The 16291-nt window shown below is 59.1% G+C and carries 12 protein-coding genes; 7 read left to right on the top strand and 5 right to left on the bottom strand.

Going from position 1 to position 16291, the window contains the following annotated elements:
* The first annotated feature begins 68 nt into the window (after positions 1–68).
* Together ACZZ0G_RS03285 and ACZZ0G_RS03280 are read left to right on the top strand one after the other, a co-directional pair.
* Positions 69–2528, top strand: a complete 2460-nt coding sequence (locus ACZZ0G_RS03285) for an EAL domain-containing protein (protein WP_463555293.1) — start codon at positions 69–71, stop codon at positions 2526–2528.
* 79 nt (positions 2529–2607) lie between these two features.
* Complete coding sequence (locus tag ACZZ0G_RS03280; protein WP_463555292.1) at positions 2608–3369, top strand: TenA family transcriptional regulator; 762 nt, start codon at positions 2608–2610, stop codon at positions 3367–3369.
* A gap of 136 nt (positions 3370–3505) precedes the next feature.
* On the opposite strand, the gene ACZZ0G_RS03275 is transcribed toward ACZZ0G_RS03280, so the two are convergent.
* The 5 genes from ACZZ0G_RS03275 to ACZZ0G_RS03255 all read right to left on the bottom strand — a co-directional run bounded on the left by ACZZ0G_RS03275 (position 3506) and on the right by ACZZ0G_RS03255 (position 8365).
* Positions 3506–4432, bottom strand: a complete 927-nt coding sequence (locus ACZZ0G_RS03275) for a GGDEF domain-containing protein (RefSeq protein WP_463395302.1) — start codon at positions 4430–4432, stop codon at positions 3506–3508.
* Positions 4433–4793: 361 nt separating this feature from the next.
* Positions 4794–5534, bottom strand: coding sequence for a YciK family oxidoreductase (locus tag ACZZ0G_RS03270; RefSeq protein WP_016986965.1), 741 nt, complete (start codon positions 5532–5534; stop codon positions 4794–4796).
* A 63-nt stretch (positions 5535–5597) separates the two neighbouring features.
* Entirely contained in the window at positions 5598–6269 is a 672-nt protein-coding gene (mupP, locus tag ACZZ0G_RS03265; RefSeq protein ID WP_016986964.1) for an N-acetylmuramic acid 6-phosphate phosphatase MupP, read from the bottom strand.
* Positions 6270–6273: 4 nt separating this feature from the next.
* Positions 6274–6972, bottom strand: a complete 699-nt coding sequence (ubiG, locus tag ACZZ0G_RS03260) for a bifunctional 2-polyprenyl-6-hydroxyphenol methylase/3-demethylubiquinol 3-O-methyltransferase UbiG (RefSeq protein WP_007908399.1) — start codon at positions 6970–6972, stop codon at positions 6274–6276.
* A 58-nt stretch (positions 6973–7030) separates the two neighbouring features.
* A complete protein-coding gene (locus ACZZ0G_RS03255; RefSeq protein ID WP_463555291.1) occupies positions 7031–8365 on the bottom strand; it encodes a TRZ/ATZ family hydrolase in 1335 nt (444 codons plus the stop codon).
* 108 nt (positions 8366–8473) lie between these two features.
* Between ACZZ0G_RS03255 and mtnA the strand changes: the two genes are divergently transcribed.
* The 5 genes from mtnA (at position 8474) to hisC (ending at position 16283) form a co-directional block, all read left to right on the top strand.
* On the top strand, positions 8474–9550 hold the full coding sequence (gene mtnA / locus ACZZ0G_RS03250; RefSeq protein WP_016986961.1) for an S-methyl-5-thioribose-1-phosphate isomerase: 1077 nt from the start codon (positions 8474–8476) through the stop codon (positions 9548–9550).
* 423 nt (positions 9551–9973) lie between these two features.
* A complete protein-coding gene (gene gyrA, locus ACZZ0G_RS03245) occupies positions 9974–12748 on the top strand; it encodes a DNA gyrase subunit A (protein WP_463395305.1) in 2775 nt (924 codons plus the stop codon).
* A gap of 229 nt (positions 12749–12977) precedes the next feature.
* Entirely contained in the window at positions 12978–14063 is a 1086-nt protein-coding gene (gene serC, locus ACZZ0G_RS03240; protein WP_463555290.1) for a 3-phosphoserine/phosphohydroxythreonine transaminase, read from the top strand.
* A complete protein-coding gene (pheA, locus tag ACZZ0G_RS03235) occupies positions 14063–15157 on the top strand; it encodes a prephenate dehydratase (RefSeq protein ID WP_007908404.1) in 1095 nt (364 codons plus the stop codon). The genes serC and pheA overlap by 1 nt, the downstream gene beginning before the upstream one ends.
* Positions 15158–15170: 13 nt before the next feature.
* Complete coding sequence (gene hisC, locus ACZZ0G_RS03230) at positions 15171–16283, top strand: histidinol-phosphate transaminase (RefSeq protein ID WP_463555289.1); 1113 nt, start codon at positions 15171–15173, stop codon at positions 16281–16283.
* Positions 16284–16291: the final 8 nt, after the last annotated feature.

The following is a 16291-nucleotide window of genomic DNA, read 5'->3' as shown; positions in this document are numbered from 1 at the left end:
GCCTAGGCTGAGCTGTCAGGAGCGGGATTTTCCGGTGTTCATCTGGCAGTGCTTGCGCAAGGGATCTCATGAAGCAAAAGCGGACTCTCGGAACGCCACGGTTGTTGGGCATCGTCTGGCCATTTATTGCCGTTGTGTTGTTTCAAGCGTTATTGGGCGGCGTGAGTCTGTACGTGCTCTCGGCCGTTCGCGGTTACGTCGCCGGTGAAAGCCTGTGGTCCAAAGGCCAGAAAGACGCGATCTACTACCTCAATCTGTACGCCGACAGCCGTGACGAGACGATCTTCCTCAAATATCGCAACGCGATCAGCGTGCCGCAAGGCGGGCATCAATTGCGTCTGGCGCTGGATCATCAACCGCCGGATCTGGCCGCGGCGCGCGAAGGCATTCTCAAGGGCGGCAATCATCCCGATGACGTCTCCAGCCTGATCTGGCTGTACCTCAACTTTCGTCATTTCAGTTATCTGGAAATCGCCATCGATCGCTGGACCGTCGGTGATGCCTATCTGGTCGAACTGGATGACGTGGCGCAGGAGATGCACCGCAGCATTTCGCAGAACACCGCCAACAGCGCCGATATCCAGCGCTGGAAGGCGCGGATTTTCGCCATCAACGATGGCGTGACCCCGGCGGCGAAAGCCTTCAGCGATGCCTTGGGCGAAGGCTCGCGGATGATCATGCGTTTGCTGCTGTTCACCAACTTGGCCACGGCACTTGGGCTGATCGTGCTGGCCTTGTGGCGCACGCACAAACTGCTCAAGCAGCGCCACGCTTTTGCCGAGGCGCTGCAACTGGAGAAGGATCGGGCGCACGTTACCTTGCATTCGATCGGTGATGGCGTCATCACCACCGATGTCAGCGGCGCCATCGATTACATGAACCCGGCCGCGGAAGCCATGACCCACTGGAAGGCCGAGCAGGCGGCGGGCCTGCCGCTGGCCGCGTTGTTCAATTTGCTCGACGACAACGCCCAGGCCGAGGGGCTGACCCTCATCGAGCACATTCTCAGTGGCCAGCTCAGTGGCGGCAGCGAGCATTCGAAACTGATCCAGCGCCTCGATGGCACGACGTTGTCTGTAACGCTGGTCGGCGCGCCGATCCGCAATGCCGGCAAAGTCAGCGGCACGGTACTGGTGTTGCACGACATGACGCAGGAGCGGCAATACATCGCCAACCTGTCATGGCAGGCCACCCATGATGCGCTGACCGGGTTGGCCAACCGTCGCGAGTTCGAATATCGCCTGGAGCAGGCGCTGCACAACCTCACGCGCCATTCCGGCCGGCATGCCTTGATGTTCCTCGACCTCGATCAATTCAAACTGGTCAACGACACCTGCGGTCACGCCGCTGGCGATGAGTTGTTGCGGCACATTTGTACGCTGCTGCAATCGGGGCTGCGCGAGGGCGATACGCTGGCGCGCCTGGGTGGTGATGAATTCGGCATTCTGCTGGAGAATTGCGCGCCCGACGCGGCGGAGAAGATTGCCGAGGCGCTGCGCCAGACCGTGCAGAATCTGCATTTCGTCTGGAAGGGGCGACCGTTCCTGACCACGGTGAGCATTGGCCTGGTGCATATTGCCCAAACCCCTACAACCCTCGAAGCCTCATTGCGCGCGGCCGATATGGCCTGCTACATGGCCAAGGAAAAGGGCCGTAATCGGTTGCAGGTCTACCACGCCGATGATTCCGAGCTGTCGCTGCGCTTTGGTGAAATGGCCTGGGTGCAACGTCTGCACATGGCGCTGGAAGAAAACCGCTTTTGTCTGTACGCCCAGGAAATCGCTGCGCTCAAGCCGGCTGACAACAAGGGCGGGCACATCGAGATTCTGCTGCGTCTGCATGATGAATCCGGGCGGATGATTTTGCCGGACAGTTTCATTCCCGCTGCCGAGCGTTATGGTTTGATGAGTCAACTGGATCGTTGGGTAGTTGAGAACGTATTCAAGGTTATTGCTCAATGTATTGCGCAAGAACATGAAGAGCCATTAGCAATGTGTGCGATTAATCTGTCAGGCATTACTATAGGAGATGACGCGTTTTTGCACTTTCTGCGAGAGCAGTTTGTTAACTACGCAATACCGCCTGAAATGATTTGTTTTGAAATTACAGAAACCAGTGCAATTTCCAATCTGGGCAGTGCAATAAGATTTATTAATGAACTCAAAGGCTTAGGTTGCTATTTTTCGTTAGATGACTTTTGCGCCGGAATGTCTTCATTCGCTTATCTGAAACATTTGCCTGTAGACTTCCTGAAGATCGACGGGAGTTTCGTAAAGGATATGCTGGACGACCCGATTAACCGCGCAATGGTCGAAGTGATCAATCACATCGGGCATGTCATGGGTAAGCAGACAATTGCCGAGTTTGTTGAAACAACCCAGATCGAGCAGGCACTGCTTGAAATTGGTGTGGATTACGCTCAAGGGTATGTTATAGAACGCCCACAATTGTTTACCTGTGACAGTTTGCAAAGTCGGCCCGCCAGACCGCAACCGCTGTTATTCAAAGCGCCTGGCACGTTCCGTTGAAGTCTCTTGCCGATCCTTACAATCACAAATCAAAAGGAGCCGAACAGTGATCGACACATTCAACCGAACCGGACCACTCATGGAAGCTGCAAGTTATCCTGCCTGGGCGCAACAGCTCATTGAGGACTGCAGCGAGAGCAAGCGCCGGGTTGTCGAACATGAACTTTACCTGCGCATGCGTGATAACAAGCTCAGTGCCAGAACCATGCGTCAGTACCTGATCGGGGGCTGGCCGGTAGTTGAGCAATTCGCGTTGTACATGGCGCAGAATCTCACCAAAACCAGGTTCGCCCGCCACCCGGGCGAAGACATGGCAAGGCGCTGGCTGATGCGCAATATCCGCGTCGAACTCAATCATGCCGATTACTGGGTGCATTGGAGTCGTGCCCATGGCGTCAGTCTGGAAGACCTGCAAGCCCAGCATGTACCACCTGAATTGCACGCCTTGAGTCATTGGTGCTGGCACACCAGTTCGGCCGATTCGCTGATTGTGGCCATCGCGGCCACTAACTATGCCATCGAAGGCGCGACCGGGGAGTGGTCGGCGGTCGTCTGTTCGACCGGTGTTTACGCAGCCGCGTTTCCGGAAGAAGACCGCAAGCGCGCGATGAAGTGGCTGAAGATGCATGCCCAGTACGACGATGCCCATCCGTGGGAAGCGCTGGAAATCATCTGCACCCTGGCCGGGATGAATCCAAGCAAGGCCTTGCAGGCTGAGTTGCGACAGGCAATCTGCAAGAGCTACGACTATATGTACCTGTTTCTGGAGCGCTGCATGCAACTTGAAACCTCAGAGCGCTTGCTGGTGAGCCGAGAGCGCAGGGCGGTAGTCGAGAGCTGATATTTGGCTTCACGCAAAACCAATGTGGGAGCGAGCTTGCTCGCGAAAGCGGTCCGTCAGTCAACTCATGGTTGAATGTCAGATTGCATTCGCGAGCAGGCTCGCTCCCACGCTGTTTTGTGTTGGCTGGAAAGCCTTAGCCCGCCATCGCCAAGCGGTTGCGCCCTTCACGCTTGGCCACATACAACGCACTGTCAGCGCGGCGCAGCAAGCTGTCGGCGGATTCGCCCGGCAACAACGTTGAGCATCCCAGGCTCACCGTCAATTCAATCAACTGCCCATCGGCATAGTATTCGGCCGCCTGCGTCGCATAACGCAGCCGTTCGCCGACCATGGCCGCCGCTTCGCGGCTGGTGTTGGACAGCAGGATCAAAAACTCTTCGCCGCCGTAACGGAACACCATGTCGACATTGCGCAGTTGTGCCTTGATCGTCGCGGCGATCGCTTTGAGCACGTCATCACCGGCGCTGTGACCATGGCTATCATTGACCCGTTTGAAGTGGTCGATATCGAGCATCAGCAGCGACAGCGGTTGCAAATGTCGACGGGACATCTCGATTTCCCGTTGCAGGGTCTGCTCCATGGCGATGCGGTTACCGGCGCCGGTCAGCGGATCGCGCAGGGCGCTCTGCGTCGCCTCACGGTAAAGCAGGGCGTTACGCATCGGGTACAGCAAGGATGACAGCAGCGATTCCAGCTGGCCTTGTTCCTTGTCGTTGAAGCGCTGATTGCGGCGGAACACCAGTTCGCCCATATGCTCGCCTTCGTGGCTCAGGCTGTAGCTGATCGAGTGGTGGCCGCGGGTGCCGAACTCCAGGCGCAAATCGCTGCCCTGGTGCACATAGCTCAATGCGTCCAGTGGCACGAGGCGCTGAACTTCGCGGAAAAACAGACCGAGGATGCGTTGCGGTTCGAGGCTGGTTTGCAGTTGCAGGCTCATTTGCTGGCGCAGTTGCGCCAGACTGGCCGGTCGCTCCAGAAGGGGCGGCAGTTGACCAAAGCCCAGGCGTTGCAATTTGGCACTGTCAAAGTCAATTGCATTGGTCTGGGAGGGTGATTTCATATGGCGTGAACCCTTAGCGGTAAGTCTGTCTTACAGGCTGGGTGAGAGCGGCTATGGGCTGCGCGTCATACTGATCCATCAGTCCCGTAGGACGTTTGGCGTAAGTTTAGTCTGCCGGATGACGATTAGTAAGCTATCGAAATCGGCCTCGCCCCATTGCCTTCACGCGGCTTGTTTTGAGGAAATTTAGAGCGAAAGTCGTGCCATTCGGTTCGTTTTTATTTAAACCGTTTGGAATCAATGGCTTGGCTTGTGAGGTGGGAAGTGGGTGCTGGAAAATTGACTGGATTGTGACGCTCTCAAGCGGCAAATGACTGCCGCGACAGGAATCTGCCGCGGCAACAAATGCGACGTATGGCAGTTATTGAGCGTTGAACGCCTGGCCATTGATGCCTGTGCTGTCCGGGCCCATCAGGTAGAGGTAGACCGGCATGATCTCCTCGGGTGTCGGATTGTTCAGCGGGTTTTCTCCCGGATAGGCCTGAGCACGCATGCTGGTGCGCGTACCGCCGGGGTTGATGCTGTTCGAGCGTACTGGCGCCACACCGTCGACTTCATCGGCCAGGGTTTGCATCAGGCCTTCGGTGGCGAACTTCGACACGCCATAAGCGCCCCAATACGCGCGGCCCTTACGGCCGACGCTGCTGGAGGTGAACACCACCGACGCATCCTGCGACAGCTTGAGCAGCGGCAGCAGGGTGCTGGTCAGCATGAACATGGCGTTGACGTTGACCTGCATGACGCGCATGAAGTTTTCGCCGGACAACTGCTCGATCGGCGTGCGCGGGCCGATGATCGAGGCGTTGTGCAGCAAGCCGTCGAGGTGGCCGAATTCGGTTTCGATCATCGCTGCCAGCTCATCGTACTGATGGGGTAGGGCGGTTTCGAGGTTGAACGGAATCACTGCCGGTTGCGGATGGCCTGCCGCTTCGATCTCGTCGTAGATCTGAGTCAGATTGGCTTCGGTCTTGCCCAGCAGCAACACGGTGGCGCCGTGAGCGGCGTAGGTTTTTGCGGCGGCCGCGCCAATGCCACGACCGGCACCGGTAACCAGAATGACCCGATCCTTGAGCAATTCGGGACGAGCGGAATAATCAAACATAAAAACCTCATCATGGAGTCAGAACGTTCCCCACGCTCCGCGTGGGAATGCAGCCAATGGCGCTCAGCAGCTGCACAGAGCGCTATCGAGCACCTTGCGCAACTCCGACGGATGATCCACCACCACGTCCGCACCCCAATGGCGTGGGTTGTCGTCCGGGTGAATGTAGCCAAAGGTCACAGCAGCCGTTTTCGTACCGGCATCACGGCCCGATTCGATATCACGCAGATCATCGCCGACAAACAGAACCGTCGCCGGATCCAGATCAAGCATCTTGCACGCAAGGATCAACGGTTCCGGATCTGGTTTGCTGTTCTTCACGTGATCCGGGCAGATCAGCAGCGCCGAACGCTCGGCCAGCCCCAGTTGCTGCATGATCGGCTCGGCAAAGCGCAGCGGCTTGTTGGTGACCACGCCCCAGATCAGGTTGGCCTTTTCGATATCGGCGAGCAATTCGCCCATGCCGTCGAACAGTTTGCTGTGCACGGCGCAGCCAACCAGATAACGCTCAAGGAACTCCAGGCGCAGTTCTTCGAACCCCGGCGATTCCGGGTCCATCGAAAACGTCACCGCGACCATGGCTTTGGCGCCGCCGGAGATTTCATCGCGAATGTGCTTGTCGTTGATCGGCGGCAAGCCGCGATCGGCGCGCATTGCCTGGCAGATGGCGATGAAGTCCGGCGCCGTGTCGAGCAGGGTGCCGTCCATGTCGAAGAGAACTGCTCTGATGGCCATCGGCTTATTCCTCGCGCAGGGTCTGGATCATGTAATTGACGTCAACGTCGTTGGCCAGCTTGTAGTGCTTGGTCAGCGGGTTGTAGGTCAGGCCGATGATGTCCTTGACGGTCAGGCCGGCCATGCGGCTCCAGGCGCCCAGCTCGGAAGGGCGGATGAATTTCTTGAAGTCGTGGGTGCCGCGCGGCAGCAGCTTCATGATGTATTCGGCGCCGATAATGGCGAACAGGTAAGCCTTCGGGTTGCGGTTGATGGTCGAGAAGAACACCTGACCGCCAGGCTTGACCATGCGGAAGCAGGCGCGAATGACCGACGATGGATCAGGCACGTGCTCAAGCATCTCAAGGCAAGTGACCACGTCGAACTGCTCGGGCATTTCTTCGGCCAGGGCTTCGGCGGTGATCTGGCGGTATTCGACGCTGACGCCGGATTCCAATTGATGCAGTTGCGCGACCGCCAGTGGTGCCTCGCCCATGTCGATGCCCATGACGGTAGCGCCACGCTGGGCCATGGCTTCGCTGAGGATGCCGCCGCCGCAACCGACGTCGAGGACTTTCTTGCCGGCCAGGTTGACCCGCTCGTCAATCCAGTTGACCCGCAGTGGATTGATGTCGTGCAGCGGTTTGAATTCGCTTTCGCGGTCCCACCAGCGATGGGCCAAGGCTTCGAATTTGGCGATTTCGGCGTGGTCGACGTTACTCATGGTCAATTCCTCTAAAACTGGAAAAAGGGCTGTAGCCCCGGAGTCTGCTCCGGGGTGTTTACGATTCGGTGTGGCCGCTGATGCGTTGGCCCCAGGCCCGGGCAGTGGCACCCAGTTGCTCTTCGTCCAGGCGCGTCAGGCGGCGGTCGTCGAGCAGTTGTTTGCCGGCGACCCACAGGTGTTTCACGCAATCCCGCCCGGTGGCATATATAAGCTGCGAAACCGGGTCATATACCGGTTGCTGGGCCAGACCGGACAGGTCGAACGCGACGATGTCGGCGGCTTTGCCGATTTCCAGCGAGCCGACTTGCGCCTCGATCCCCAGTGCCCGCGCGCCATTCAGTGTGGCCATGCGCAGCGCTCGGTGGGCATCAAGCGCGGTGGCCGAGCCGGCGACGGCTTTGGCCAGCAGAGCGGCGGTGCGGGTTTCGCCGAGCAGGTCGAGATCATTGTTGCTCGCCGCGCCATCGGTGCCGACCGCGACATTCACCCCAGCCTGCCATAAACGCTCGACCGGGCAGAAGCCGCTGGCCAGCTTGAGGTTGGATTCCGGGCAATGAATGACGCTGGTGTTGCTTTCTACCAGCAACGCCAGGTCGTCATCGCTGATCTGGGTCATGTGCACGGCCTGGAAGCGCGGGCCAAGCAGACCTAGACGACCGAGGCGCGCGAGCGGACGTTCGCCGTGCTGCTCAAGTGCTTGCTGGACCTCAAACGCAGTTTCGTGGACGTGCATGTGGATCGAGGCGTCCAGTTCCTCGGCAATCACGCGGATTTTCTCGAGGTTCTCGTCACCGACGGTGTACGGTGCATGGGGGCCGAAGGTGATCTTGATGCGATCGTGATGCTTCAGATCGCCGAACAGCTCGACGCCCTGACGAATGGCTTCATCGGCGCTGCTGGCGCCGGGAATCGGGAAATCGAGGATCGGAGTGGCGATTTGCGCGCGAATGCCGCTGTTGTGCACGCGCTCGCTGGCGACTTTCGGGAAGAAGTACATGTCCGAGAAGCAGGTGATGCCGCCCTTGATCTGCTCGGCGATGGCCAGATCGGTGCCATCACGGACGAAATCTTCATCGACCCACTTGGCCTCGGCTGGCCAGATGTGGTTTTCCAGCCAGGTCATCAGCGGCAGATCATCGGCCAAGCCACGGAACAACGTCATCGCCGCGTGGCCGTGGGCATTGATCAGGCCCGGGGCGAGCAGCACGTCCGGCAATTCGCGAACTTCAGTGGCGTTACACTTCAATGCTTCGGCACGCGGGCCGATAAACACGATGCGACCGTCGCGGATGCCCAGGCCATGCTCCTTGAGCACAACGCCTGCAGGTTCGACGGGTACCAGCCAGGTCGGCAGCAATAATAAGTCGAGCGCAATGGCAGGTTTCGGCATCGAGGGTCGGTTCCAGTGCTTTTGTAAAGGATGGCGAAGTATACCCGAGCGTCTTCGCGGGGGGATCGCTATAATCGGCGGCTTTTGTTCATGAGTGCGGGGTGTAGGATGCGCGATCGACTGTTGGCTGCGGAAAAAGTGAAGGCCATCGATTGGCGTGACGGCGCGCTGCACCTGCTGGATCAGCGTATTTTGCCGTTCGAGGAAACCTGGATCGCCTACACCAGCGCCGCTGGCGTGGCTGAAGCGATTCGCTCGATGGTGGTGCGTGGCGCGCCGGCCATCGGCATCAGTGCGGCGTATGGCATCGTCCTCGCGGCCCGTGCGCGGATCGCCGAAGGTGGCGACTGGTACGCGGCGCTGGAAGAGGATTTTGCCTTGCTCGCCGATTCGCGTCCGACGGCGGTCAACCTGTTCTGGGCGCTCGGCCGTATGCATGATCGCCTCGATCGCTTGAAAGAGAATGCCGATCCGCTGGCGGCGCTGGAAGCCGAAGCCATTGCCATTCATGAAAGCGACCGCGAAGCCAACCTGACCATGGCGCAGCTTGGTGTCGACCTGATCCGCAAGCATCAGGGCAATGCTCAGGCGATTCTGACCCACTGCAACACTGGCGCGCTGGCCACCGGCGGTTTCGGCACGGCGCTCGGGGTGATTCGCGCAGCCTTTCTTGAGGGCATGGTCGAGCGCGTTTACGCCGATGAAACCCGCCCATGGTTGCAAGGCTCGCGCCTGACCGCGTGGGAATTGGCCAACGAAGGCATCCCGGTGACGCTGAACGCCGACTCCGCGGCCGCGCACATCATGAAAACCAAAGGCGTGACCTGGGTGATCGTCGGCGCTGACCGCATCACGGCCAACGGTGACGTGGCCAACAAGATCGGCACCTATCAACTGGCAGTCAACGCCATGCACCACGGTGTACGTTTCATGGTGGTCGCGCCGAGTTCGACCATTGACATGAATCTGGCAAGCGGTGACGACATCCCTATTGAAGAGCGTGACGGTGCCGAGTTGCTCGAAGTTGGCGGTAAACGCGTCGGTGCGGACGTTGAGGCGTTCAACCCGGTGTTTGATGTGACGCCGGCGGATCTCATCGACGCGATCGTTACCGAAAAAGGCATCGTCGAGCGCCCGGACACCGCGAAAATGGCCCAGTTGATGTGCCGCAAACGCCTGCATTGATTGGCTTGAATCCCGCCTCGACCTCTTCGCGAGCAAGCTCGCTCCCCCAGGTTTTGTGATCACCACAGAACAATGTGGGAGCGCGCTTGCTCGCGAAGGGGACCTAAAAGTCAATAAACATCGCTAAACCAAGCCTCGATTCTGCATTCAAAGAAGCTCTGAGCCTCTCTCGTCCCCGTTAAGCCTGTCACCGGTCAACTAACTATGCTCCATGCGCATCAGGGGGATAGGTGCGTGGCGGCTCTTGTGATAACATCCGGCGTTTTCCGAGGCAGCTCCACGGAGCTGTCTTTACTGCGCAAATCCGCGATCCAATGTTGATTTGTCGTAAGTCGGCGCTTGGCACTCGGCCTGCCCCGACGAGCTTCGTTGGTCCCATATGGATATGACGAAGTTTCACCAGAAAAAGGAATCAGGCTTCTCATGGGCGAACTGGCCAAAGAAATCCTCCCGGTCAATATCGAAGACGAGCTGAAACAGTCCTACCTCGACTACGCGATGAGCGTAATCGTCGGCCGTGCACTGCCGGATGCGCGCGATGGCCTCAAGCCCGTGCACCGTCGCGTACTGTTCGCGATGAGCGAGCTGGGCAACGACTTCAACAAGCCGTACAAGAAATCTGCCCGTGTTGTCGGCGACGTGATCGGTAAGTATCACCCGCACGGTGACACTGCCGTGTACGACACCATCGTTCGTATGGCTCAGCCTTTCTCCCTGCGCTACCTGCTGGTAGACGGTCAGGGCAACTTCGGTTCGGTCGACGGCGACAACGCTGCGGCCATGCGATACACCGAAGTGCGCATGACCAAGCTGGCGCACGAGCTGCTGGCTGACCTGCACAAAGAAACCGTGGACTGGGTGCCGAACTACGACGGCACCGAAATGATCCCGGCGGTCATGCCGACCCGTATCCCCAACCTGCTGGTCAACGGTTCCAGCGGTATCGCCGTGGGCATGGCGACCAACATTCCGCCGCACAACCTCGGTGAAGTCATCGACGGTTGCCTGGCACTCATCGACAACCCTGAGCTGACCGTCGACGAGCTGATGCAATACATCCCCGGTCCGGACTTCCCGACCGCCGCGATCATCAATGGTCGCGCCGGCATCATCGAAGCCTACCGCACCGGTCGCGGCCGTATTTACATGCGTGCCCGCTCGATCATTGAAGACATCGACAAGGTCGGTGGTCGTCAACAGATCGTCATCACCGAACTGCCGTACCAGCTGAACAAGGCGCGTCTGATCGAGAAGATCGCCGAGCTGGTCAAAGAGAAGAAGCTGGAAGGCATCACCGAACTGCGCGACGAGTCCGACAAGGACGGTATGCGCGTCGTGATCGAACTGCGTCGCGGCGAAGTGCCTGAGGTGATCCTCAACAACCTCTACGCGCAGACCCAGCTGCAATCGGTATTCGGCATCAACATCGTTGCGCTGATCGATGGCCGCCCACGTATCCTGAACCTCAAGGATTTGCTGGAAGCCTTCGTCCGTCACCGTCGCGAAGTCGTTACCCGTCGTACCGTGTTCGAACTGCGCAAGGCGCGCGAGCGTGGTCACATCCTCGAAGGCCAGGCCGTTGCCCTGTCGAACATCGACCCGGTAATCGCCCTGATCAAAGCTTCGCCGACGCCGTCGGAAGCCAAAGAAGCGCTGGTCAGCACGCCGTGGGAATCCTCGGCAGTGGTCGCGATGGTTGAACGTGCCGGTGCCGATTCGTGCCGTCCGGAAAACCTCGATCCGCAATACGGTCTGCGCGAAGGCAAGTACTTCCTGTCGCCAGAACAGGCGCAAGCCATTCTGGAACTGCGTCTGCACCGTCTGACCGGTCTGGAACACGAAAAACTGCTGGCCGAGTATCAAGAGATCCTCAACCAGATCGGCGAGCTGATCCGCATCCTCAACAGCGCCGTGCGCCTGATGGAAGTGATCCGCGAAGAGCTGGAAGTGATTCGTGCCGAATACGGCGACCAGCGTCGTACCGAAATTCTCGATGCCCGTCTCGACCTGACCCTGGGTGACATGATCCCGGAAGAAGAGCGCGTCGTGACCATTTCCCACGGTGGCTACGCCAAGACCCAGCCACTGGCTGCGTACCAGGCTCAGCGTCGTGGCGGTAAAGGCAAATCGGCGACCGGCGTCAAGGATGAGGATTACATCGCTCACCTGCTGGTTGCCAACAGCCACACCACGCTGCTGCTGTTCTCCAGCAAAGGCAAGGTCTACTGGCTGAAGACCTACGAGATTCCGGAAGCGTCCCGCGCCGCCCGTGGTCGTCCGCTGGTCAACCTTCTGCCATTGAGCGAAGGCGAATACATCACCACCATGCTGCCGGTCGATCTCGAAGCCATGAAGCGTCAGGCTGATGAAGAAGAAGCCGAAGGCGCCGAAGCTGATGTAGAAGAGATCGAAAATAGCAACGAGACCGACGAAGAACGTCGTGCCCGTATCAAGGCTGCTGACCGCAAGAAGGCACCGTTCATCTTCATGTCGACCGCCAACGGTACCGTGAAGAAGACCCCGCTGGTGGCGTTCAGCCGTCAGCGCAGCGTCGGTCTGATCGCGCTGGAACTGGACGAAGGTGACATCCTGATCTCCGCTGCTGTCACCGACGGCGAGCAGGAAATCATGCTGTTCTCCGACGGCGGCAAAGTGACGCGCTTCAAGGAATCCGAAGTTCGCGCCATGGGCCGTACCGCCCGCGGCGTGCGTGGCATGCGTCTGCCAGAAGGGCAGAAGCTGATCTCCATGCTGATTCCGGAAGAAGGCAGCGAGATCCTCACTGCCTCCGAGCGCGGCTACGGCAAGCGTACGGCGATCACCGAGTTCCCTGAATACAAGCGTGGCGGTCAGGGCGTTATCGCCATGGTCAGCAACGAGCGTAACGGCCGTCTGGTCGGCGCGGTTCAGGTGCAGGACGGTGAAGAAATCATGCTGATCTCCGATCAGGGCACTCTGGTGCGTACCCGTGTCGACGAAGTGTCGAGCCTGGGCCGTAACACCCAAGGTGTGACGCTGATCAAACTGGCCAAGGATGAAACCCTGGTCGGACTGGAGCGGGTTCAGGAACCTTCGGAAGTCGAAGGTGAAGAGCTTGAGGGTGAAGAGGGCGAGGAATTCGAAGGCACTGTCGTAAATGACGATGCCGGTGAAGACCAGCAACTCGACGCCGCAGCAGACGAAGAACCGCAAGAATAAGCGGACAAACAAGGGGGCGGATGAGAATTCGCCCCCTTGTTATTTGTCCGGTATGAAAATTTGCGACACTGCGGATGATCGTTCCCACGCTCTGCGTGGGAACGCCGCTCGGGACGCTCCGCGTCCCATGGCGCAGAGCGTCATTGGATGCATTCCCACGCAGAGCGCGGGAACGACCATCCACAGACCAAAAGATTTAAGTGACCACCAAATCAGAGCGAGATTGGATGTGAGCAAGCGAGCCTATAACTTCTGCGCCGGTCCTGCGGCGCTTCCTGAAGCTGTTCTGCAGCGCGCCCAGGGTGAACTCCTTGATTGGCATGGCAAGGGTCTGTCGGTCATGGAAATGAGCCATCGCAGTGATGAGTTCGTGTCCATCGCCACCCAGGCCGAGCAGGATCTGCGTGACCTGCTGAATATCCCGTCGAACTATAAAGTGCTGTTTCTGCAAGGTGGCGCCAGCCAGCAATTCGCGCAGATTCCACTGAACCTGTTGCCTGAAGGCGGCTCGGCCGACTATATCGACACCGGTATCTGGTCGCAGAAAGCCATTGAAGAAGCTTCGCGCTACGGCCACGTCAACGTTGCCGCCACCGCCAAGCCTTACGACTATTTCGCCATTCCTGGCCAGAACGAGTGGAACCTGTCGAAAGACGCCGCTTACGTTCATTACGCGCCGAACGAAACCATTGGCGGTCTGGAATTCCAGTGGATCCCGGAAACCGGTGACGTGCCGCTGGTGGCTGACATGTCCTCGGACATTCTGTCGCGTCCGGTCGATGTCTCGCGTTTCGGCATGATCTACGCCGGCGCTCAAAAGAATATCGGCCCGAGCGGTATCGTCGTCAACATCATCCGCGAAGACCTGCTCGGCAAGGCGCGCGCGCTGTGCCCGACCATGCTCGACTACAAAGTCGCGGCGGATAACGGCTCGATGTACAACACCCCGCCGACCCTGGCCTGGTACCTGTCCGGTCTGGTGTTCCAGTGGCTGAAAGAGCAGGGCGGCGTTGAAGCCATCGCCAAACTCAATGACGTCAAGCAGCGCACGCTGTACGACTTCATCGACGCCAGCGGTCTCTACAGCAACCCGATCAACAAGTCGGATCGCTCGTGGATGAACGTGCCGTTCCGTCTGGCTGACGATCGTCTGGACAAGCCATTCCTGGTCGGTGCCGAAGAGCGCGGTCTGCTCAACCTCAAGGGGCACCGCTCTGTGGGCGGCATGCGCGCCTCCATCTACAACGCCGTCGACATCACTGCGGTCAACGCGCTGGTGGCGTACATGGCTGAATTCGAGAAGGAACACGGCTGATGTCCGAGCAAGAACTCAAGGCACTGCGCGTTCGCATTGACGCTCTGGACACCAAAGTCATGGAGCTGATCAGTGAGCGTGCGCGTTGCGCCCAGGAAGTCGCGCGAGTAAAGATGGCCTCGCTGGCCGAAGGCGAAGTGCCGGTGTTCTATCGTCCTGAGCGTGAAGCTCAGGTGCTCAAGCGGGTGATGGAGCGCAATCAGGGACCGCTGGGCAACGAAGAAATGGCGCGTTTGTTCCGCGAAATCATGTCGTCGTGCCTGGCGCTGGAGCAGCCTCTGAAAGTGGCTTACCTTGGCCCTGAAGGCACCTTCACCCAAGCTGCGGCCATGAAACACTTCGGCCACGCCGTGATCAGCAAGCCAATGGCGGCGATCGACGAAGTGTTCCGTGAAGTGGCGGCCGGCGCGGTGAATTTTGGCGTGGTGCCGGTGGAAAACTCCACCGAAGGCGCGGTCAACCACACGCTGGATAGCTTCCTCGAACACGACATGGTCATCTGTGGCGAAGTCGAGCTGCGCATTCACCATCATCTGTTGGTCGGTGAAAACACCAAGACCGACAGCATAAGCCGCATCTATTCTCATGCGCAGTCGCTGGCCCAGTGCCGCAAGTGGCTGGACGCGCATTACCCGAATGTCGAGCGTGTCGCGGTGTCGAGCAATGCTGAAGCGGCCAAGCGGGTTAAAGGCGAGTGGAACTCGGCGGCGATTGCCGGTGACATGGCGGCAGGGCTGTATGGCCTGACCCGTCTGGCCGAGAAGATCGAAGATCGCCCGGACAACTCGACGCGCTTCCTGATGATCGGTAACCAGGAAGTGCCGCCGACCGGCGACGACAAGACCTCGATCATCGTGTCGATGAGCAACAAACCCGGCGCGCTCCACGAGCTGCTGGTGCCGTTCCACGACAACGGGATCGACCTGACCCGTATCGAAACCCGTCCGTCGCGCAGCGGCAAATGGACTTATGTGTTCTTCATCGACTTCGTCGGCCATCACCGTGATCCGTTGATCAAAGGTGTATTGGAAAAGATCAGTCAGGAAGCAGTAGCACTCAAAGTGCTGGGTTCCTACCCGAAAGCAGTTCTCTAAGGGGCGGTAGCAAATGAGTGGCAATTTCCTCGCTCTGGCACAGCCGGGCGTGCAACAACTTTCGCCGTACGTTCCGGGCAAGCCTGTGGACGAACTGGCGCGCGAGCTGGATCTGGATCCGGCGAAAATCGTCAAACTGGCGAGCAACGAAAACCCGCTGGGCGCCAGTCCGAAAGCCTTGGCGGCGATCCGCGAAGAGCTGGCCGAGCTGACCCGTTATCCGGACGGCAACGGCTTCGCGCTGAAATCGCTGCTCGCCGAGCAGTGCCGCGTCGAGCTGAATCAGGTCACGCTGGGCAACGGTTCCAACGACATTCTCGAGCTGGTCGCGCGTGCCTATCTGGCACCGGGCCTGAACGCGGTGTTCAGCGAGCACGCATTCGCGGTGTACCCGATCGCCACTCAGGCTGTCGGCGCGCAAGCCAAAGTGGTGCCGGCCAAGGATTGGGGGCATGACTTGCCTGCGATGCTCGCGGCCATCGATGCCAATACCCGTGTGGTGTTTATCGCCAACCCGAACAACCCGACCGGCACCTGGTTTGGTGCTGAAGCGCTGGACGAATTCCTGCAGGATGTTCCGGAGCACGTTCTGGTAGTGCTGGATGAGGCTTACATCGAATACGCCGAAGGCAGTGATTTGCCGGATGGTCTGGATTTCCTTGCGGCTTACCCGAATCTGCTGGTGTCGCGGACCTTCTCCAAGGCCTATGGTCTGGCGGCGTTGCGCGTTGGCTACGGTCTGTCGACACCAGTGGTGGCGGACGTGCTGAACCGTGTGCGCCAGCCATTCAACGTCAACAGCCTCGCTTTGGCGGCGGCTTGTGCTGCGTTGAAAGACGAGGAATATCTGGCGCAAAGCCGTCAGCTCAACGAGTCGGGCATGCAGCAATTGCAGGCCGGTTTCCGTGAGTTGGGTCTGGGCTGGATCGAATCCAAAGGCAACTTCATTTGCGTCGATCTCGGTCAAGTTGCAGCGCCGGTATTCCAGGGCTTGCTGCGCGAAGGCGTGATCGTGCGCCCGGTGGCCAACTACGGCATGCCGAACCACCTGCGGGTGACCATCGGTCTGCCAGCGGAAAACAGCCGCTTCCTCGAAGCGCTGCGCAAGGTTCTGGCTCGTGGGTGATGTCACTG

The organism is Pseudomonas sp. AC169 (assembly GCF_979258515.1).
The sequence above is the reverse complement of the archived record's forward strand: the minus strand, read 5'-3'. Positions and strand labels throughout refer to the sequence as shown.